The following is a 19,161-nucleotide window of genomic DNA, read 5'->3' on the forward strand; positions in this document are numbered from 1 at the left end:
AATCAGCTCAGAAAATAACCAGATTTATCGAAAGAGTCGAAGGTCAAGTATAGACCTTATAGTAGATTAGCAACAAATTCTTGTAAGTCACTGTACAAAAAGGCCATCGTGTCCGAATTTTCATCCGGAACGCGATGGCCTTAACATTTTGTTACTTACCAGCGCGCGCTGGCAGACTCAAAAATGTCGCGGGTCTTAACCCTGACCCTTGATCTCGCTCAGGCCACGGTAAGGTGCCTTACCTTCCAGCGCCTCTTCAATACGCAGCAGCTGGTTGTACTTGGCAACCCGGTCTGAGCGGCACAGAGAACCGGTCTTGATCTGGCCGGCGCAGGTCGCAACCGCCAGGTCAGCAATGGTGGTGTCTTCCGTTTCACCGGAACGGTGAGAAATCACCGCCGTGTAGCCGGCGTCCTGAGCCATCTTGATGGCATCCAGAGTTTCAGACAGGCTACCGATCTGGTTGAACTTGATCAGGATGGAGTTACCAACGCCCTTCTCGATGCCCTGCTTCAGGATCTTGGTGTTGGTGACAAACAGATCATCACCAACCAGCTGCACCTTGCTGCCCAGCTTGTCAGTCAGGATCTTCCAGCCATCCCAATCGCTTTCGTCCATGCCATCCTCGATGGACACAATCGGATAACGCTCACACAGGCCTGCCAGGTAATCGGCGAAGCCTTCGGAATCAAAGCTCTTGCCTTCACCAGACAGCTGATACTGACCGTCTTTGTAGAATTCCGAAGAGGCACAATCCAGCGCCAGGGTCACATCTTTGCCCAGCTCATAGCCAGCGTCTTCAACAGCTTGCTTGATCGCAGCCAGGGCCGCTTCGTTGGACGGCAGGTTCGGCGCAAAACCACCCTCGTCGCCCACCGCTGTGTTCAGGCCCTGAGACTTCAACACTTTCTTCAAACTGTGGAAGATCTCTGCGCCTACACGCAGGGCCTCTGCAAAGCTCTTCACAGCAACCGGCTGAACCATGAACTCCTGGATGTCCACGTTGTTATCCGCGTGCTCACCACCGTTCAGGATGTTCATCATCGGTACCGGCATGGAGAATTCGCCGGGAGTGCCGTTGATATCAGCAATGTGTGCATACAGCGGCCTCTTCAGAGAAACAGCAGCCGCCTTGGCCGCTGCAAGGGAGACTGCCAGAATGGCGTTGGCGCCCAGGTTGGCCTTGTTCTCGGTGCCGTCCAGATCCAGCATAATCTGGTCCAGACCACGCTGATCCGCAGAATCTTTACCGACCAATGCATCACGAATCTTGCTGTTTACCGCATCAACCGCTTTCAGGACGCCCTTACCCAGATAACGAGAAGCATCACCATCACGCAGCTCCAACGCCTCGCGGGAACCGGTGGATGCACCAGAAGGCGCACAAGCGGTGCCGATGGTGCCGTCTTCCAGAATAACATCGGCTTCAACGGTAGGGTTGCCGCGGGAATCCAGAACCTCACGGGCTTTGATGTTGGCAATCTTGGTCATTCGATTGTTTCTCCAGTCTTAACTTTTAATTTGGTGCCGGAGCGAACAACTGGAAAGCCTTGGCGAAAACCGCTACGAGCACATCCATGTGCGCTTCTCTCAGGCCATCCTTGGCCTTCGAAATTTTCGCCAAGGCTTTCCAGTCATTCGCTCTCGTAGTCCGCAGTATGCCGTCAGGTTTGGCGACTTCAGGAATATGCGGTCGTTCAAATAGCCGACACCGCCAATCAGGCGGTGTCGATAGGTTTAAAACTTTTCACCAGATCGTCTACAGCTTTCACCCGCTGCAGGAACTGCTCCAGCTGGCTCAGGCGCAAAGCGCACGGGCCGTCGCACATGGCCTTGTCCGGGTCCGGATGGGCCTCCAGGAACAAGCCTGCCAGGCCTTGAGACATACCCGCCAGCGCCAGGTCGGTAACCTGCGCACGCCGGCCACCAGCTGAGTCTGCTCGTCCGCCGGGCATTTGCAACGAATGGGTCACATCGAACATCACCGGCACATTCATCGATTTCATGATGCCAAAGCCCAGCATGTCCACCACGAGGTTGTTATAACCGAAGCTGCTGCCGCGCTCACACAAGATAACCTTGTCGTTGCCGGCTTCTTCACACTTGGTGATGATGTGCTTCATTTCCTGGGGCGCCAGGAACTGGGCTTTCTTGATGTTGATGACCGCGCCAGTTTTGGCCATGGCCACCACCAGATCGGTCTGGCGGCTCAGGAATGCCGGCAACTGGATGATGTCACAGACTTCCGCCGCAGGCGCTGCCTGCTCCGGCTCGTGCACGTCAGAAATGATCGGCACACCAAACTTGCTTTTGATGTCTGCCAGGATCTGCAACCCCTTCTCGAGGCCAGGGCCCCGGAAGGAGTTGATAGACGAGCGGTTGGCCTTGTCGAAGGACGCTTTAAAAACATACGGGATGCCAAGACGACCGCAGACATCCACGTACTTTTCAGCAACCTCAAAGGCAAGTTCACGGGACTCAAGTACGTTCATACCACCGAACAATACGAACGGGTTGTCGTTGGCAACCTCAATGCCCGAGACGTTTACCTTGCTCTGCGCCATGCTCAGGATCCTTTCCGGTTGGCCAGTGCCGCCTCAACAAAGCCTTTGAACAGCGGGTGGCCATCGCGCGGTGTTGAGGTGAATTCCGGGTGGAACTGGCATGCCACGAACCACGGATGTTCCGGCGCCTCAACGACTTCCACCAGCTTGCCATCTGCGGAACGACCAGAGATTTTCAGGCCGGCTTCCTCAAGGCTGGGCAGGAAGTGGTTGTTGACTTCATAGCGGTGGCGATGGCGCTCGCGAATGGTTTTCTTGCCATAGCAGGCAGCGATCGTGGAGCCGTCTGTCAGTATGCAATCCTGCGCACCCAGGCGCATGGTACCGCCCAGATCAGAAGCCTCGGTGCGCGCTTCGGTAGCACCACTGGCATCCAGCCATTCGGTGATCAGCCCAACCACCGGCTCCGGGGTGTGCTCGCGGAATTCGGTACTGTGGGCGTCTTTCAGGCCGGCCACGTTGCGGGCGTATTCGATAACCGCCACTTGCATACCCAGGCAGATGCCCAGATACGGAACCTTGTTTTCACGGGCGTACTGAACGGTGCGGATCTTGCCTTCCACGCCCCGTTCGCCAAAACCGCCCGGCACCAGGATGGCATCGGCGGATTCCAGCACACGGGTGCCATCACGCTCGATGTCTTCGGAGTCAATGTAGTTGATATTGACCTTGGTGCGGGTCTTGATGCCGGCGTGCAGCAGGGATTCAATCAGCGACTTGTACGCATCCAGCAGCTCCATGTACTTGCCGACCATGGCAATGGTGACTTCCTGCTGCGGATTCATCAACGATTCCACAACGGCATCCCACTCGCCCAGGTCTGCTTCACGGGCATCCAGGCCGAAGCGCTCGATGACCAGCTGGTCCAGGCCGTATTCGTGCAGCATGCGCGGAATGGCATAGATGGACTTGGCGTCCTGCATCGGGATAACCGCCCGCTCTTCCACGTTGGTGAACAAGGCAATCTTGCGACGGGAGCTGGCATCCACTTCGTGCTCGGAGCGGCACAGCAGGATATCCGGCTGCAGGCCGATGGAGCGCATTTCTTTTACGGAATGCTGGGTCGGCTTGGTTTTGATCTCGCCGGCGGTCGCGATGTAAGGTACCAAAGTGAGGTGCATGAACAGCGCGCGCTGCGAACCTACTTCCACCTTCAGCTGACGACAGGCCTCCAGGAACGGCAGGGATTCGATATCCCCGACCGTGCCGCCCACTTCGATCAGGGCCACGTCGGAGCCGGCTGCGCCTTCCACCACACGGCGTTTGATTTCGTCGGTAATGTGCGGGATCACCTGCACGGTACCGCCAAGATAATCACCGCGACGCTCTTTACGGATAACTTCTTCGTACACCCGGCCGGTGGTGAAGTTATTGCGCTTGCTCATGGGGGTACGAATAAAGCGCTCGTAGTGGCCCAGGTCGAGGTCGGTTTCCGCGCCGTCTTCGGTGACAAAAACCTCACCGTGCTGGAACGGGCTCATGGTGCCGGGGTCCACGTTGATGTACGGGTCCAGCTTGAGAATAGTGACCTTCAGGCCGCGTGCCTCGAGGATGGCTGCCAGTGAGGCAGACGCAATACCTTTGCCTAATGAGGACACGACACCGCCGGTGACGAAAATATAACGCGTCATGCAGATTCCGTGATTATCTGGTTCGGTGAAGGAGGGAGATTGTTCATCTCAAGATGGGTCGCCAGACTACCAGAAAGCCCCCCTGTACTCAATCACAATCCCTCTCCACAATCAGCCGCCAGCCGGCGGCAGGGGCGCTTCCCGAGTATTGTTCAGAACACCACAAATCGCCAACGGCAATCAGCTCACTGGCACCGGGTGTTTCGTGGTAAACCAGCGGCAGTAAAGCCCTCTCCCAGGGCGGCACTCCTTGTTCCTGCAACCAGGTTTTCAACGATCGAGAGTGCCCGCCCTCCTCAAAGCGAAGCCTTTCGCCGCCCTGCCTCGTAGATACCCGTATTGGCGGGGGCGCTGCTTCCGGTGTAGTGGCTGTTGGCGTGAGCCGTAGTGTCCAGGGGCCCCATTGCAGCGTGCGGCCGGGCTCAAGGCCAGCGGAGTGCGCCGGCACTTCCACGTTTGGCACCAGGTACAGGTAGCCCCGATATCGCCGCAAACTGAAACCATCACCACGAATCTCCGGCGTCCGGTCTTCGCCGGCCTGAACCAACTCCGCCAGCGACTGATCCCAATCTGCCAGGGCAGGCATTTTCAAACCCTGCCGGTGAATCCACCATCGAACCAGATTTCTCTGCTCCAACGGGCTCAGGGCCTGAATCGACGCCAGTCGGAGCTGACCTGAATCAGAACACATCTGCCACTGCAGTTCCGCCAGCCGATGACTGAGCGTATCGCTTTCGGCGCAGGCCCTGGCACTGTGCTCCATCCGTTTCAGCAGGCCAGGCCAGCGCTCCTTGAGCCCCGGCAGCACAGCGTGGCGCAGGTAATTGCGATCAAATGCCAGGCTGGTATTGCTGGGATCTTCCACCCAGGAGAGACCGACATCCCGGGCAACCTGCTCCAGCCGGTCACGGCTTACCGCCAGCCAGGGTCGAAACAGGGCTCCCTGGCCAAGACGGCGGCTTTCAGGCATGCCCGCCAGACCCGTTACACCGGTTCCCCGGAGCAAACGAAACAGCACCGTTTCGACCTGATCGTCTGCGTGGTGGGCCATCAACAACAGGTCGCCAGCCCCCAGTACCCGCCGGAACACGTCATATCGGGCCAGCCTGGCCGCCTCCTCAAGACCACCGGAGCCAGACTCGCCCACTGCAACGTCCACACGCTCAACCAGGAGGGGAACAGACAACCGCTCACAGAGCGACCGGCAGAACTGCTCTGTCTGCCGATGATTAGGCTGCAGTTGATGATTGATGTGCAAAGCACAGACATTACGGTGGCAGGCTGCCGCCACATGCAATAATAAGACCGAGTCCAGGCCACCACTGAGGGCGACCAGGATGCGGGAGCTGTCAGGGAGTGAGCTGACCGGCCCGCGCAAGTCGTCGGGCCAGCCAGATTCCCGGGCGGTGTTACCGCCCGCTTTCATATTTGGTAAGGCGCTCGTACCGGCGGGACACCAATTCGTCCAGAGGTAACCGGCTCAGTTCCGCGACACCCTTGGCCAACCTGGCCTTCAGGGTTTCAGCCATCCTTTCCGGATTACGGTGAGCACCGCCCAGAGGCTCTTCAATCACATTGTCGGCAACACCCAGTTCTTTCAGGCGCTGGGCGGTGACACCCATGGCCTCGGCAGCCTGGGCTGCATACTCGGCGCTTTTCCAGAGAATGGAAGCGCAGCCTTCCGGCGAAATAACGGCATAGGTGGAGTACTGCAGCATATTCAGCTGATCACACACACCAATGGCCAGGGCACCACCGGAACCGCCCTCACCGATCACTGTAGAGATAATCGGCGTTTTCAACCGGGACATGACCGCCAGGTTGAAGGCAATGGCCTCACTCTGGCCACGCTCTTCGGCGCCGATACCAGGGTAGGCACCCGGCGTGTCAATGAAGGTGAGGATTGGCATCTTGAAACGCTCGGCCATTTCCATCAGGCGCAGGGCCTTGCGGTAACCTTCCGGGCGAGGCATGCCGAAGTTGCGCTTGACCTTGTCACGCACTTCGCGGCCTTTCTGATGGCCGATCACCATTACTGGCTTGTTGTCCAGCCGGGCGGTACCACCAACAATGGATAAATCGTCGGCGTAGCGGCGATCGCCGTGCAGCTCGTCGAAATCTTCGAAAATCAGATCAATGTAATCCTGAGTGTAGGGCCGGCGCGGGTGCCGGGCCAAACGGGCAACATCCCAGGACTGCAAATCAGAAAATATGCTTTCTGTCAGACTGACACTCTTCTTCTTCAACCGACTGATTTCATCGGTGATATTGATGTCGGTGTCGTTGCCCACCATGCGAAGCTCTTCAATCTTGGCTTCCAGGTCGGCGATCGGCTGTTCGAAATCAAGGTAATTAGGGTTCATGATGTTCCATCATTTGATTGCCAGGCAGGTTTCACCCCACCAAAACCAGAATTTGGGACAAAGATAGCAGTGCAACCGGCACAGCTAAAGCGGACATTGGTATTAATCATAGACCAGTTCCACGGACTTCTCGCCTACCAGGTGTCTGAGCTCGAACAACAGGTTGTCATCCGGCTGTACTCGCCAGGACTCACCCAGCTCAATGCGGGTTCTGGCCTCAGCACTGCTGTATTCAATCCACACCGGGCTGCCTTCGTTGCGGAACGGGCGCAGGGTATCGTCCAGTTTGTCCAGCAGCCCGTTCTGCAACTGTTCCGCGTGCAGCGCCAGCCGGATGCCACGGCTGAACTGCTGCCTCGCGGTGGCCACGTCCATCACTGAACTGACGCGCATTTTCATTTGCCCGGAGTAGTCATCGTGGCTGACCTGCCCCTCCACAACGATCACCTGATCTGACTGCAGCAGTTCCCGGTTCTCGAAAAACGCCTCAGAGAACAGGGTGGCTTCTATCCGAGCACTGCGGTCATCCAGTGTAATAAAGCACATGGTGGAACCCGTGCGGGTTTTCATGGTGCGCTGGGCAACCACCAGGCCAGCCACCCGCTGGGGTGACTTGTTGGGCTTCAGATCCGCGATGGAGTTACGGACAAAACGCCGGACTTCCCGCTCGTATTCATCAAACGGATGGCCCGTAAGATAGATACCAAGGGTATCCTTCTCGCCCTTCAGGCGTTCTTTTTCAGGCCACTCCCGCACATGGGCCACATCGGCGTAGGGGTCTTCACCCTCACCGCTGCTCTCCAGCATTTCGCCAAACATATCCATCATGCCGGCGGCATCGTTTCGGGATTGCTGGTCTGCCTGCTGCACGGCCTTGTCGATACTGGCCATCAGCTGCGCGCGCCCGGCACCCAGTTTGTCCATGGCCCCGGCCCGGATCAGCGCCTCCATGGCACGCTTGTTGACCTTCTTCAGGTCAACCCGGCGGCAGAAATCGAAAATATCCTGGAACGGGCCGTCTTTGGCGGCCTCCACAATGCTATCAATCGGGCCCTCACCCAACCCTTTGATGGCGCCAAGACCATAAACAATCTGCCCGTCGTCATTGACGGTAAAGGTGTAAGCGGACCGGCTGACGTCCGGCACCAGCAGGTCCAGCTTCATGTTCCGGCACTCTTCCACCAGCGTGACCACCTTATCGGTGTTCTGCATATCGGCGGTGAGTACTGCGGCCATGAATTCGGCCGGGTAGTGGGCCTTGAGCCACAGGGTCTGATACGACACCAGAGCATAGGCGGCGGAGTGGGATTTGTTGAAACCGTAGCCGGCGAACTTTTCCACCAGATCGAAGATGTTCTCCGCCAGGGTTTCATCGATGCCATTATTGGCACAACCCTCCAGGAAGAATGCCTTCTGCTTGGCCATCTCTTCCGGCTTTTTCTTACCCATGGCCCGGCGCAGCATGTCGGCGTTACCGAGGGTGTAGCCCGCCATCACCTGGGCAATCTGCATGACCTGCTCCTGGTAGAGGATAACCCCATAAGTGGGCTCCAATACCGGCTTCAGGCCTTCATACTGATAATCCGGGTGTGGGTAAGACAACGGCTGGCGGCCATGCTTACGGTCGATAAAGTCGTCTACCATGCCCGACTGCAACGGCCCCGGACGAAACAGGGCCACCAGGGCGATCATATCTTCCAGGGAGTCCGGCTGCAGGCGCCGGATCAGATCTTTCATGCCGCGGGATTCCAGCTGGAAAACGGCGGTGGTTTCCGCCTTTTTGAGCAACTCGAAGGAGCGCTTGTCTTCCAGCGGGATGGTGGCAATGTCCAGTTCTGATTGACCCTGCGCCTGTCGGCGCGGGTTAATCATGTGCAAGGCCCACTTGATGATGGTCAGGGTCCGAAGACCCAGGAAGTCGAACTTCACCAGGCCCGCGTCTTCCACATCGCCTTTGTCAAACTGTGTGACCAGGCTGCCGCCTTCGTCGTCACAGTACAGGGGCGAGAAATCGGTAATCTTGGTGGGCGCAATCACCACGCCACCGGCATGCTTGCCGGCGTTACGGCAAACGCCCTCGAGTTTGAGGGCCATCTCCCAGATTTCCTGGGCTTCTTCGTCCTGCTCCAGAAACTCCTTGAGCTGGGGCTCCTGCTCAATAGCCTTGTTGAGCGTCATGCCCACTTCAAACGGAATCAGCTTGGACAGTTTGTCTGCCAGGCCGTAGGACTTGCCCTGTACCCTCGCCACATCCCGCACCACCGCCTTTGCGGCCATGGTACCGAAGGTAATGATCTGGGAAACCGCTTCCCGGCCGTATTTCTCAGCGGTGTATTCGATCACCCGGTCCCGGCCTTCCATGCAGAAATCGACGTCAAAGTCCGGCATGGAAACCCGTTCCGGGTTCAGGAATCGCTCAAACAGCAGGTCGTACTCCAGTGGGTCAAGATCCGTAATCAGCAGCGCGTAGGCCACCAGGGAACCGGCACCGGAACCCCGGCCGGGGCCTACCGGTACACCGTTGTTCTTGGCCCACTTGATAAAGTCCATAACGATCAGGAAGTAGCCGGGGAAGCCCATCTGAATAATGATGTCCAGCTCGAACTTCAGGCGCTTGTAATACTCTTCCCGCTTCTGGTCATACTCCGGATCATCCTTGCTCAGGATGGTTTCCAGGCGCATCTCCAGACCTTCCTCGGACACATGCCGGAAATACTCGTCCATGGTCATGCCATCGGGAATCGGGTAGTTCGGCAGGAAGTATTCGCCCATCCGGACCTTGACCGAACAGCGGCGGGCAATCTCGACCGTGTTTTCAACGGCCTCGGGGATGTCCGAAAACAGTTCGATCATCTCTTCCGCGCTGCGAAGATACTGCTGGTCGCTGAATCGCCGGTCCCGACGGGGGTCATCCAGTGTTCGGCTCTCACCGATACAGACTCGGGCCTCGTGGGCTTCGAAATCGTCCGCCGTCAGGAAGTGCACATCGTTGGTGGCAACCACCGGCAGGCCCAATTCAGCCGCCAGCTCGACGCTCAGGTGCAGGCAATCCTCATCACCTGCCCGCTCGGTACGCTGCAGCTCCAGGTAGTAGCTGCCCGGATACAGATTCTTCCAGTATTGAGCCCGTTCCCGGGCCAGTTCCGGCTTGCCCGCCAGCAGGGCCTTGCCCACATCGCCCATTTTGGCGCCGGAAAGCGCAATCAGACCCGCCGCACGGGCTTCCAGCCAGGCCTTCCGGATAATCGGCTTGCCGTAGCGCTGGCCCTCGGTGTAGCCCAGGGAAATGATTTCGGTAAGGTGCAGATAGCCTTTCTCATCCCGCGCCAGCAACGTGAGCCGGAACGGGTTTTCCGGCTCATCAGGATTTTCCAGCCAAAGATCGGCACCGATAATCGGCTTCACACCAGCACCCATGGCCGCCTTATAAAAGCGCACCAGCGAGCACATATTGGATTGTTCGGTGAGGCCCACCGCCGGCATGCCCAACTCGGCCACACGGCTAATCAGTGGCTTGACCCTTACCAGGCCATCCACCATGGAGTATTCGGAGTGTACGCGAAGATGTACGAACGTCTGTGCCATGGTCAGCTACCGATCAGTTGCATCAGATCTTCTTCGGTTTGGGGACCAAAGCGTGTTTCTATCAGTTTGCCCGCCGGGTCCACCACGAACGTGGCGGGCAGTGCCATCGGCATCTTCCAGCCAAAGTCGGGGCCCGGATCCTGGCCCAGCATGGTGAATTCAATGCCCATTCTCTGGCCCAGGTCCACAAGCGCAGCGCCTTCAACGCCGTCAAAATTGACGCCCAGCACCGAAATTCTCGGTGACTTGTCGAGGTGATTCAACTCAGGAATCTCCTCCAGGCAGGGCTTGCACCATTCGGCCCAGTAGTTCACCAGCACCCATTGGCCACGGTAACTGTCCCAGTCCACCGCCACACCATCGGCACGTTGCAACTCCGTTCTCTCGCAACCCGCCAGGGCCAGCACCATAATAGCGGCTGGAATCAGCAGCAAGCGCCTGGGCCATTCAGAAAGCTTGGGGCGGGGAACGGACGGGTACCGAGGGTACTGCAAGGTAAATCCTCCTGTTAGACTACGGCCCTCATTAAAGACCGTACTCATCACTGTTAACCGGGCATGACCATGACAGAACCAACCCGCATTTTCCATAACCCACGGTGTTCAAAATCACGCCAGACCCTTGAGCTGCTTCAGCAAAAGGGTGTCGAGCCGGAGATTATACGCTACCTCGAGACACCACCGACAGAGCAGGAACTGTTACACATTCTTGATCTTCTGGGTTGTGAACCCCGCCAGCTGATGCGTACCAAGGAATCCGAGTACATAGAACTTGGCCTGAACGCCCCGGAACTGACCAGAGAAGAGCTGGTCAAGGCCATGGTAAATACCCCGAAACTGATCGAACGCCCTATCGTTCTGGCCAATGGAAAGGCAGCCCTCGGGCGTCCGCCAGAGAACGTACTGGATATTCTTTGAGCCATCCCCTGGAGCAGACATGAGCAACGCTACACCGTACGTTCTTGTGCTTTACTATAGCCGCAACGGCCAGACCGCCGAGATGGCCAACCAGATTGGCCGCGGCGTCGCCCGAGCGGATGGCATTGAGGCGAAAATCCGCACGGTTCCACCAGTGTCACCAGACACCAGCGCCAGCATGCCCCCGGTGCCGGACAGCGGCGCCCCTTATACCACCCGTGAAGATCTCGCAAACTGCGCCGGGCTGGCCCTGGGCAGCCCTACCCGGTTTGGCAATATGGCGGCCCCGCTCAAACACTTTCTCGATGGTACCGGCGATTTGTGGCTTAACGGCAAGCTGGTTGGTAAACCTGCTGGCGCCTTCACCTCTACCGGCAGCCTGCATGGCGGCCAGGAAACCACGCTGCTGACCATGATGATGCCATTGCTGCACCACGGCATGGTACTGTGCGGGCTGCCTTACTCCGAGAGTGCCCTGAATGAGACCTCGACCGGCGGCACGCCTTACGGCCCCACCCACTGGGCAGGTACCGGTGCACAGCAGGCGCTGAGTGACCATGAAAAGGCCCTGTGCCAGGCCTTTGGTGAGCGCCTTGCCCGGCTGGCGCTCAAACTTGCCGGTTGATCACCGCCAGCATCCAAACTTTCAACCACCCGGAACCTTTTATGCTCAAAAACGAAAAAGCAAAAACCACGGCCCGCATAACCATTGCGCTGTACCTTGCGGTATTGGCCACACTGCTGTTAACAACATTCTATCCGGCGCCAGTGGAAGGCGTGTCCATTCCCCTGATGTTGACGGTGAAACTGTTACCCCTGCTGGCGTTTGCAGTACCGGTATTCCGGGGGCACAATCGCGGGTACATCTGGATGGCCTTCGTGGTGATTTTTTACTTCACCCAGGCCGTGGTCTCCGCCTGGCTGAGCGAAGGCGCCCCAGGCCCGATGATTCTCACAGTGCTTACATTCCTACTGTTCACCGTCGCCATGGTTCACCTGAAAGTAAACCGGCCGGTTGCCAACTGAGTGCCCATAACACCCGGAGAGCACAACGATGGCTGATCAAACGCCCCCCATGCCAGCACCACCACATCGGCACACCCTCACCCTGCGAGACATCTGCTCTGCCCTGGTGGAAAGTGGCGAAATCAGCCAGCAGGATGCTGAGAAGGTGCTCACGGCCAACCTGGGGGCCGCTACCCAGGACGGACGAACTTCTCCGCGGCACCCCCTGGAACTAGTTGCCATTGCCGGCATTACCAGCCTCAGGGATGGCCGAACCCTGGATCTTGATCGGCTGACCAGCTGGCTGGCCCGATGGGCGGGCCAGGATTACTACCACATAGACCCGCTCAAGATCGACACGCCGGCCATCGCCCGGGTGATGTCCTACGCCTTTGCCCAGCGCCACGGCATTCTGGCGGTAGAGATACGCCAGGATGAAGTGCTGATTGCCAGCACAGAACCATTCAAGACCGAATGGGAAAGCAACCTTCGACAGGCCATTCGCAAGGACATTCGCCGTGTCGTTGCCAACCCGGAAGACATCCGGCGCTACACGGTGGAGTTCTACCAGCTCGCCAATTCCGTGAGCAAGGCCAGCGGCAGCCAGGCCCCGGGTGCCGCCAGCAATCAGAATTTCGAACAACTGCTGGACATAGGTACCAACGAAAACCCGGATGCCAATGACCAGCACGTGGTCAAGATTGTCGACTGGTTGTTGCAGTATGCCTTTGACCAGCGCGCTTCAGACATTCACATCGAACCACGCCGGGCGGTCACCCAGGTGCGTTTTCGTATTGATGGCGTGTTGCATAACGTCTATGAGTTTCCGGAACATGTCGGGGTGGCTGTCACCAGCCGTCTGAAAATTCTGGGGCGCCTGAATGTGGCCGAGAAACGCCGGCCCCAGGACGGCCGGATCAAAACCCGGAAACCCGATAACAGCGAGGTGGAGTTGCGCCTGGCCACCATGCCCACCGCCTTTGGCGAGAAGATGGTGATGCGGATTTTTGATCCGGAGGTGCTGCTGAAATCCTTCGAGCAGTTGGGCTTCAGTAAAGAAGACCGGGAGCGCTGGCAGGCCATGACCGCCCGCCCCCATGGCATTGTACTGGTAACCGGCCCTACCGGTTCCGGTAAGACCACCACCCTGTACTCCACCCTCAAACAGCTGGCGTCGCCGGAACTGAACATCTGTACCATTGAAGACCCCATTGAGATGGTGGAGCCAGCGTTCAACCAAATGCAGGTGCAGACCAATATCGACCTGACGTTCGCCCACGGCGTTCGGGCCCTGTTACGGCAAGACCCGGACATCATCATGATTGGTGAAATCCGCGACCTGGAAACCGCCGAGATGGCGGTACAGGCAGCGCTGACCGGCCACCTGGTGCTCTCCACCCTGCACACCAACGACGCCCCGAGTGCCATTACCCGACTGATGGAACTGGGCATCCCGCCCTACCTGATCCGGGCCACGGTGCTGGGGGTGATGGCCCAGCGCCTGGCCCGCACCCTGTGCCCCCACTGCAAGGCTCCGGGTGAGGCCGACGAGCAGGCCTGGCAAACACTGACCCGCCCCTGGAAAGCGCCGGTTCCCCGTCAGTTCTATCATCCGGTGGGCTGCCTCGAATGCCGCAATACCGGCTATATGGGCCGCGCCGGGGTCTATGAAATCATGACGCTCTCCGACCACCTGACTCGCCAGATCAATGATCACTGCGAACTCGAGCAGTTAAGGCTGGACGCCTACAAAGAAGGCATGAAATCCCTGCGCCTCAGTGGCGCACAGAAAGTGGCCGCCGGCCAGACCACGGTGGAAGAAATCCTGCGGGTGACCCCGGAAAGCCAGCGCTGAACCCGCATCAACCCGGGCGCAGACCGCACTGCTCCAACAGTTCCTGCCAGTGCCGGGTGTGCTGCATCATGGCCTGGTCCAGCTCCCGCCAGAGGCTGACTTCAGCATCGGCTGACAAATGACGCTGGTACCAGTCCTGAAAGCTCGCCGGCATAACGGCAGTTTGCTGGTCCGCCAGCTCCGCCAGAGCCCCGATCAGCGAATCCCGGGCCCGGCTGACATCGCTCATGTAGGGCTGGATTTCACCAATGTACACATTGAAGAAGAAATTTCGGACGATTTCTGATTGATTATTCGGCCGGCCATTCAGACATAATGGACGCTCATCAAGGCGCGCTTTCAGGGTCTCTGTTCCTGCATTGAGGGTTGCAATCAACAGCCGGGCGCTGTTGATCACCTGCCCGGCGCGAAACTCCGATTGCCAGCGTTGGTGCACTCCGCCAAGTGCATCGAGGGGAACATCGAGCTGCTGGACCGACAAATCGGATACGGCCCGGTTCAACTGGCCCAGGTCCCGCACCAGATCAGACACCGGGTTTCCCTCCGCGGCCACCGGATAAAACCCTTTGGACAGAGTCAACAAGCGCTCAATCTCTTCCGTTCCCCAGGTCGCATTCCATATGGCCACCGGCAATGATGCCCGCTTGCTCTCGACCGCATCCTGGAGGGTTTTCTCCAGGCGCTCGTCGTCGATCTCTGCCATGCAATCTTCCGCGGCTCGGATAAACCGGACTTCATAACGCAGCCGGTTAAGAGGCTGCATCACCCGGCCCATCACCGAGTTTCGCTCGCCAACCACATACTGAAGTTCACACCCGTACAGCGACAGAAAGTCCAGCATGCCCAGATCCAGCTCAGGCATATCAAGTACACGTTCGCGGCGACGGGGTACGGTGGAGGCAGGGGGAAGATCAGAGGGAACCGATACCGATGGCGTATCCAGCACCCGGGCAAGGCGCTCCAGGTACTCTTCCATCATCGGCTCGGCTTCGGAGAACGGATTGCAGCCGGCCAGAAACAAGGTACAAACACCCGGAATAAGCCACTTCAGACATGAACTACCGGGCATTCGACCACCTCCTAACGTTTACGCAGTAGCGCGTCTACCTCCGCAAAATCACGGGCAACAGGCCGACCAGTGTCAGGAAGCTCCCCATCACGCACCAGCCAGACGGTTTTAAGCCCAGCTTCCTCAGCCGCCGAGAGCTCGGCTTCCACGTCCGACAGGAACAGAACGGTCGCCGGCTCTACACCTAGCTCGGCAAGAATATTGCGGTAAGACTGTGCTTCTTTTTTGCCGCCCACACCGGTATCGAAGTATCCGGAGAAAAACGGCGTAAAGTCGCCTTCGTTACTGAAACCAAAAATCAGTTTCTGTGCCTTCACAGAACCAGAGGAATATACGAACAGCCTTAGGCCCCGATCATGCCAGCGCTGAAGATAATCCGCCGCATCCGGATAGATATCGCCCTTCAGCTCTCCGCTGTGATATCCCTGCTCCCAGACCATGCCCTGCAGTGCTTTGAGCGGCCCTTCTTTGCGATCCTCGGATATCCAGGCCTGGAGGACATCAATCAGGCCCTCCACATCTTTACTGTCGACACCACTTTTTTCTGCGACCAGAGCCAGCTGTTCAGCCACAGCCGGCGTGGTGTGATGGTTCGTGCGGATAAATTCCGGCAAGTGTTTACTGGCGTAGGGAAACAGCACATCGTGCACGAATGAGATCGAGCTGGTCGTGCCCTCTATATCGGTCAGAACTACCCGAATCATCCTGCCACTCCCGCAAGCCCTTCGTAACGGGGCAGTCGACTGGCGATATCCTCGCCGGTAAAGCTCGCAACCCAGCCTTCCGGGTTGGTGAACAGGCGAATGCAAGTGAATTGCGGCTCTGGCCCCATATCAAACCAGTGGCGTGTGCCATCCGGTACACTGATCAAATCGTTCTGCTGGCACAGCAGGGCATACACCTGGTCGCCAAAGTGCAGATAGAACAGGCCCTGGCCCCGCACGAAAAACCGCACTTCATCCTCGCTGTGGGTATGCTCGTCCAGAAACTTCTGGCGGAAGGCTTCCTTTTGGGGGTTGTCCGGGTTCAGGCTGATCACATCGGCCGTCTGGAAACCGCATTCCTGCTTCAGCCGCGCAACTTCTTCGCTGTAGGCTTCCAGAATCTGCTCCTGGCTGGCATCCGCCGGCAGATCACGGGTTGGCCACTGTTCGAAACGCACTCCGTGGCGGGCGAGCGCATCACCGATAGCCCCCGGGTCGGTCATCACGGTGTGGGCCTCGTCCGGCTGGCTCTGGTGAAATATGCTCAGGGTAGTCATGGGCGGACCCTCATGGTTTCAAGTTCACATTCAAAGAGAAATTCGAAGGCTTCGACATGGCGCAGGCAATCCGCCATGGTCTTACCCCAGGTATACAGGCCGTGGCCGCGAATCAGGTAACCGGGTTGTTCAGGATGGGCCAGAAACCAGGCCCGGGTGTCCTCGGCCAACGCCGGAATATCCTGAGTGTTGTCGAAAACCGGAATGCTCAGTGCACCCTCATGGGTCTCAACACCGGAAAACGCCTTCTGCAATTCGTAGCCTTCCAGCTCCAGCGCCTGACCCGCAGCAATCAGCCGACTCAATACTGTGGCTTTTACGGAATGGGTGTGCAAGACGGCACCAACCTCCGGGAACACCCGGTAAAGCACGGTATGCAACAGGGTTTCTGCGGAGGATTTGCACTGGCTTTGGACCGGCCGGCCGTCAAGATCAACCACCATGACGTCTGCGGCGGTCAGCTGCCCCTTGTGGCGGCCAGACACCGTAATGGCCACATGATCACTGTCGATCCGCGCAGAATAATTGCTGCTGGTGGCAGGCGACCAGCCACGGCCGTAAAGGAACTGACCTGCATCCACGATGGACTGAGCCGCTGTGGCGTATCGGGTTACATCAAACACACGCAATCTCCCGGTTGAAACGTGCCCTGCCGGGCAAGCGATGGCCGCCATTATAGGACGGCCATCGCTCCCCGAAAACCGCTTTGGCTCAAGCCGTCAACGGCAGGCGGCGCTGGCGCTTTCCGGTCAGCGCAAACAGGGCATTGCCTAGGGCGGGAATCACCGGGGGCACGCCCGGCTCACCCACACCGGTCGGGTCTGCCTCACTGTCAACAATATCCACCACCACTTCGGGCGTCTGGTGCATCTGCATCAGGCGGTAGTCGTGGAAATTGCTCTGCCGGATCTCGCCGTTGTCGAAGCTGATCTCGCCGTAGAGCGCGGCGGTCAGGCCAAACAGGATGCCACCCTCGATCTGGTCTTCAACAATCCTGGGATTAACCACCTGGCCGCAATCCACGCTGCAGATCACCTTGTACACCCGTATTTCACCGTTCTCGATTCCGGCTTCAACCACTTGGGCCACATAGGTACCAAAGCTCTTGAACAAGGCGAGCCCCCGGGCGCGACCTTCCGGCGCTGGCTGGCCCCAATCCGCCAGCCGGGCTGCGCGCTCTAGCACCTCGCGATGGCGCGGCTCGGCATCCAGCATTTTCAGGCGGAACTGCAACGGATCTTCACCGGATTCGTGGGCCAGCTCATCCATGAAGGTTTCCACCGCAAACCCGTTGTGGGAATAACCCACCGAACGCCACCAGGTGATGGGCACACCGGGATCGGTGTGGGTATGACGAACGCTGACGTTCTGCACCTGGTAGGGGTATTCAATGGCCCCTTCAATGGCCGAAATATCTTTCGGTGTGGCAATGCCCTCAGCCATCAGCCCTACCCGCCCCAGGGTGTCGTAGAGGAACTTGGGCGCCCAGGGATACTGTGCGGGTGCGGCATTGCGCACGTACCAGTCCAGAACCTGCGGGCCAACGATCTGGTGGTGCCAGCCGGCCAGCTCACCGTCGTTCAGGCTGGCTTTCATCCTGTGCAACATGGCGGGGCGAAGGAAGCCGTGGCGGGTATCTTCTTCCCGGGACCAGATCAGCTTGACCGGAACTTTCAGCTGGTAAGCCACCGCTGCAGCTTCTTCGATATAATCCTGGGTGAGGCGACGGCCAAACCCGCCGCCAAGAAATGTGGTGTGGATGTTTATCTTGCCCGGTGACAGATCGGTATGACGAGCCGCGGCAATGCGCCCCAGGTCTGGCGCCTGGGTGGGTGCCCAGACATCCATTCCACCGTCGCGATACCAGGCCGTGGCGTTCATCGGCTCCATGGTGGCATGAGCCAGGTAGGGCTGCTCGTACTCGGCCTCTACCACCTGTTTTGCACGCTCGGCTGCCTTTTCTACATTTCCCTCACTGCGCTCTTTGACCCCGGGGTCTTTGCTGGCTGCCTGTCGGTAACTTTCAAAAACAGCTTCCGTATTGGTGTCCAACGCGTCGGAGAAATCCCACTCTACTCGCAATTTCTGCTGGGCCTTTCGTGCCTGCCAGTAGCGCTGGGCAACCAGGGCAACGCCGCGTTCCGTGATAAATGCATCGGTTACACCTGGCATACCGAGAACTTCATCGCGGTTGAAGCTGCTGGCCTTGCCGCCGTAACGGGGGCTTCGGGTCATCACCGCATAGACCATGCCCGGAAGCTCAACGTCCATCCCGTAGACGGCGGTACCCGTTGCCTTGGCACGGGCATCCAGCTTGCCGCCTTTGCGGCCGATGTATTTCCATTCGGCGCGGGGTTTGAGGGGCACCTTGCCCCGGATAACTTCCCGGTCCGCCAGCTTCACCAATTGGCCGTAACGTAACGAATCAAGTCCGTTAGGATGCACCACCCGGCCATCCTGGGTAGTGCACTGGTCCGCGTCTACTTCCCACACCCGGGCAGCCGCCATCACCAACATCTGCCGGGCCTGCGCGCCGGCAACCCTCAGCGGCTCCCAGCTTGTGGCCAGGCTGGTACTGCCGCCGGTCAGCTGCAAACCAAACAGGGGGTTTCGGTATTCCGGCGCCACTGGGGCAAACCTGACTTTAATCCTGCTCGGCTCCACATCCAGTTCTTCAGCCACCAGGGTGGTCAAACCGGTGTAGGTGCCCTGCCCCATCTCAACCCGGGCCAGGGTAAAGATGATTTCATCATCACGGGTCAATTCCAGCCAGATATCCGGCTTCCACTCTCCGGTCTCGGGCTGGTACCCGGTCTGGACAGAGGCGCACCCCGGGATAGATACCGCCAGTATCAAGCTGCCTGAAGCACCCGTGCTGACTTTCAGAAAATCACGACGATTCATGGTCATG

The 19,161-nt window shown here is 58.5% G+C and carries 16 protein-coding genes; 4 read left to right on the forward strand and 12 right to left on the reverse strand.

Annotated elements, in window-relative coordinates:
* Window positions 1–195: 195 nt before the first annotated feature.
* From eno to QUE75_RS12155, 7 genes are all read right to left on the reverse strand, one after another.
* Window positions 196–1,491, reverse strand: a complete 1,296-nt coding sequence (gene eno / locus QUE75_RS12125) for a phosphopyruvate hydratase (RefSeq protein ID WP_286250421.1) — start codon at window positions 1,489–1,491, stop codon at window positions 196–198.
* A 227-nt stretch (window positions 1,492–1,718) separates the two neighbouring features.
* Window positions 1,719–2,564 carry a 3-deoxy-8-phosphooctulonate synthase gene (gene kdsA, locus QUE75_RS12130; RefSeq protein ID WP_286250423.1) on the reverse strand — a complete coding sequence of 282 codons (846 nt, stop codon included), beginning with the start codon at window positions 2,562–2,564 and terminating at the stop codon, window positions 1,719–1,721.
* 2 nt (window positions 2,565–2,566) lie between these two features.
* Window positions 2,567–4,195 carry a CTP synthase gene (locus QUE75_RS12135; RefSeq protein ID WP_106693685.1) on the reverse strand — a complete coding sequence of 543 codons (1,629 nt, stop codon included), beginning with the start codon at window positions 4,193–4,195 and terminating at the stop codon, window positions 2,567–2,569.
* Between the two features lie 88 nt (window positions 4,196–4,283).
* Entirely contained in the window at window positions 4,284–5,621 is a 1,338-nt protein-coding gene (gene tilS, locus QUE75_RS12140) for a tRNA lysidine(34) synthetase TilS (protein WP_286250426.1), read from the reverse strand.
* Complete coding sequence (accA, locus tag QUE75_RS12145) at window positions 5,605–6,558, reverse strand: acetyl-CoA carboxylase carboxyl transferase subunit alpha (RefSeq protein ID WP_286250428.1); 954 nt, start codon at window positions 6,556–6,558, stop codon at window positions 5,605–5,607. The genes tilS and accA overlap by 17 nt, the downstream gene beginning before the upstream one ends.
* Before the next feature lie 102 nt (window positions 6,559–6,660).
* The gene (gene dnaE / locus QUE75_RS12150) at window positions 6,661–10,143 is read right to left on the reverse strand and encodes a DNA polymerase III subunit alpha (RefSeq protein WP_286250430.1); all 3,483 of its coding nucleotides are present in this window, start codon (window positions 10,141–10,143) and stop codon (window positions 6,661–6,663) included.
* Between the two features lie 2 nt (window positions 10,144–10,145).
* Window positions 10,146–10,637, reverse strand: a complete 492-nt coding sequence (locus tag QUE75_RS12155) for a TlpA family protein disulfide reductase (RefSeq protein WP_396631658.1) — start codon at window positions 10,635–10,637, stop codon at window positions 10,146–10,148.
* 69 nt (window positions 10,638–10,706) lie between these two features.
* Here QUE75_RS12155 and arsC point away from each other — a divergent pair, with 69 nt between their 5' ends.
* Genes arsC through QUE75_RS12175 form a run of 4 tightly spaced genes read left to right on the forward strand, consistent with a single transcriptional unit; the run spans window position 10,707 to window position 13,920 of the window.
* Window positions 10,707–11,060 carry an arsenate reductase (glutaredoxin) gene (arsC, locus tag QUE75_RS12160; protein ID WP_286250432.1) on the forward strand — a complete coding sequence of 118 codons (354 nt, stop codon included), beginning with the start codon at window positions 10,707–10,709 and terminating at the stop codon, window positions 11,058–11,060.
* A gap of 19 nt (window positions 11,061–11,079) precedes the next feature.
* Window positions 11,080–11,685, forward strand: a complete 606-nt coding sequence (gene wrbA / locus QUE75_RS12165) for an NAD(P)H:quinone oxidoreductase (RefSeq protein WP_286250434.1) — start codon at window positions 11,080–11,082, stop codon at window positions 11,683–11,685.
* A 41-nt stretch (window positions 11,686–11,726) separates the two neighbouring features.
* On the forward strand, window positions 11,727–12,086 hold the full coding sequence (locus QUE75_RS12170; RefSeq protein ID WP_061332656.1) for a DUF2069 domain-containing protein: 360 nt from the start codon (window positions 11,727–11,729) through the stop codon (window positions 12,084–12,086).
* Window positions 12,087–12,114: 28 nt separating this feature from the next.
* Entirely contained in the window at window positions 12,115–13,920 is a 1,806-nt protein-coding gene (locus tag QUE75_RS12175) for a GspE/PulE family protein (protein WP_138435498.1), read from the forward strand.
* Between the two features lie 7 nt (window positions 13,921–13,927).
* Here the strand turns inward: QUE75_RS12175 and QUE75_RS12180 are convergent, their stop codons facing one another.
* From QUE75_RS12180 to QUE75_RS12200, 5 genes are all read right to left on the reverse strand, one after another.
* Window positions 13,928–14,989, reverse strand: coding sequence for a DUF3080 domain-containing protein (locus tag QUE75_RS12180; protein ID WP_286250437.1), 1,062 nt, complete (start codon window positions 14,987–14,989; stop codon window positions 13,928–13,930).
* An 11-nt stretch (window positions 14,990–15,000) separates the two neighbouring features.
* Complete coding sequence (mtnC, locus tag QUE75_RS12185) at window positions 15,001–15,693, reverse strand: acireductone synthase (RefSeq protein WP_106693675.1); 693 nt, start codon at window positions 15,691–15,693, stop codon at window positions 15,001–15,003.
* On the reverse strand, window positions 15,690–16,250 hold the full coding sequence (locus tag QUE75_RS12190; protein ID WP_286250440.1) for a 1,2-dihydroxy-3-keto-5-methylthiopentene dioxygenase: 561 nt from the start codon (window positions 16,248–16,250) through the stop codon (window positions 15,690–15,692). The genes mtnC and QUE75_RS12190 overlap by 4 nt, the downstream gene beginning before the upstream one ends.
* Window positions 16,247–16,873: a methylthioribulose 1-phosphate dehydratase gene (locus QUE75_RS12195; protein WP_106693674.1), complete on the reverse strand. Its 627-nt coding sequence runs from the start codon at window positions 16,871–16,873 to the stop codon at window positions 16,247–16,249. Before QUE75_RS12195 ends, QUE75_RS12190 begins: the two co-directional genes overlap by 4 nt.
* An 88-nt stretch (window positions 16,874–16,961) precedes the next feature.
* Window positions 16,962–19,160, reverse strand: coding sequence for a xanthine dehydrogenase family protein molybdopterin-binding subunit (locus QUE75_RS12200; protein ID WP_286250443.1), 2,199 nt, complete (start codon window positions 19,158–19,160; stop codon window positions 16,962–16,964).
* Window position 19,161: the final 1 nt, after the last annotated feature.

Origin of the sequence: Marinobacter shengliensis (assembly GCF_030297115.1) — a bacterium.
GTDB classification, from domain to species: domain Bacteria; phylum Pseudomonadota; class Gammaproteobacteria; order Pseudomonadales; family Oleiphilaceae; genus Marinobacter; species Marinobacter shengliensis.

Excerpts from the sequence above, each read along its gene's own strand:
- eno (WP_286250421.1), bottom strand. The coding sequence starts at position 1,491 with ATGACCAAGATTGCCAACATCAAAGCCCGTGAGGTTCTGGATTCCCGC.
- kdsA (WP_286250423.1), bottom strand. The coding sequence starts at position 2,564 with ATGGCGCAGAGCAAGGTAAACGTCTCGGGCATTGAGGTTGCCAACGAC.
- QUE75_RS12135 (WP_106693685.1), bottom strand. The coding sequence starts at position 4,195 with ATGACGCGTTATATTTTCGTCACCGGCGGTGTCGTGTCCTCATTAGGC.
- tilS (WP_286250426.1), bottom strand. The coding sequence starts at position 5,621 with ATGAAAGCGGGCGGTAACACCGCCCGGGAATCTGGCTGGCCCGACGAC.
- accA (WP_286250428.1), bottom strand. The coding sequence starts at position 6,558 with ATGAACCCTAATTACCTTGATTTCGAACAGCCGATCGCCGACCTGGAA.
- dnaE (WP_286250430.1), bottom strand. The coding sequence starts at position 10,143 with ATGGCACAGACGTTCGTACATCTTCGCGTACACTCCGAATACTCCATG.
- arsC (WP_286250432.1), top strand. The coding sequence starts at position 10,707 with ATGACAGAACCAACCCGCATTTTCCATAACCCACGGTGTTCAAAATCA.
- wrbA (WP_286250434.1), top strand. The coding sequence starts at position 11,080 with ATGAGCAACGCTACACCGTACGTTCTTGTGCTTTACTATAGCCGCAAC.
- QUE75_RS12170 (WP_061332656.1), top strand. The coding sequence starts at position 11,727 with ATGCTCAAAAACGAAAAAGCAAAAACCACGGCCCGCATAACCATTGCG.
- QUE75_RS12175 (WP_138435498.1), top strand. The coding sequence starts at position 12,115 with ATGGCTGATCAAACGCCCCCCATGCCAGCACCACCACATCGGCACACC.
- QUE75_RS12180 (WP_286250437.1), bottom strand. The coding sequence starts at position 14,989 with ATGCCCGGTAGTTCATGTCTGAAGTGGCTTATTCCGGGTGTTTGTACC.
- mtnC (WP_106693675.1), bottom strand. The coding sequence starts at position 15,693 with ATGATTCGGGTAGTTCTGACCGATATAGAGGGCACGACCAGCTCGATC.
- QUE75_RS12190 (WP_286250440.1), bottom strand. The coding sequence starts at position 16,250 with ATGACTACCCTGAGCATATTTCACCAGAGCCAGCCGGACGAGGCCCAC.
- QUE75_RS12200 (WP_286250443.1), bottom strand. The coding sequence starts at position 19,160 with ATGACCATGAATCGTCGTGATTTTCTGAAAGTCAGCACGGGTGCTTCA.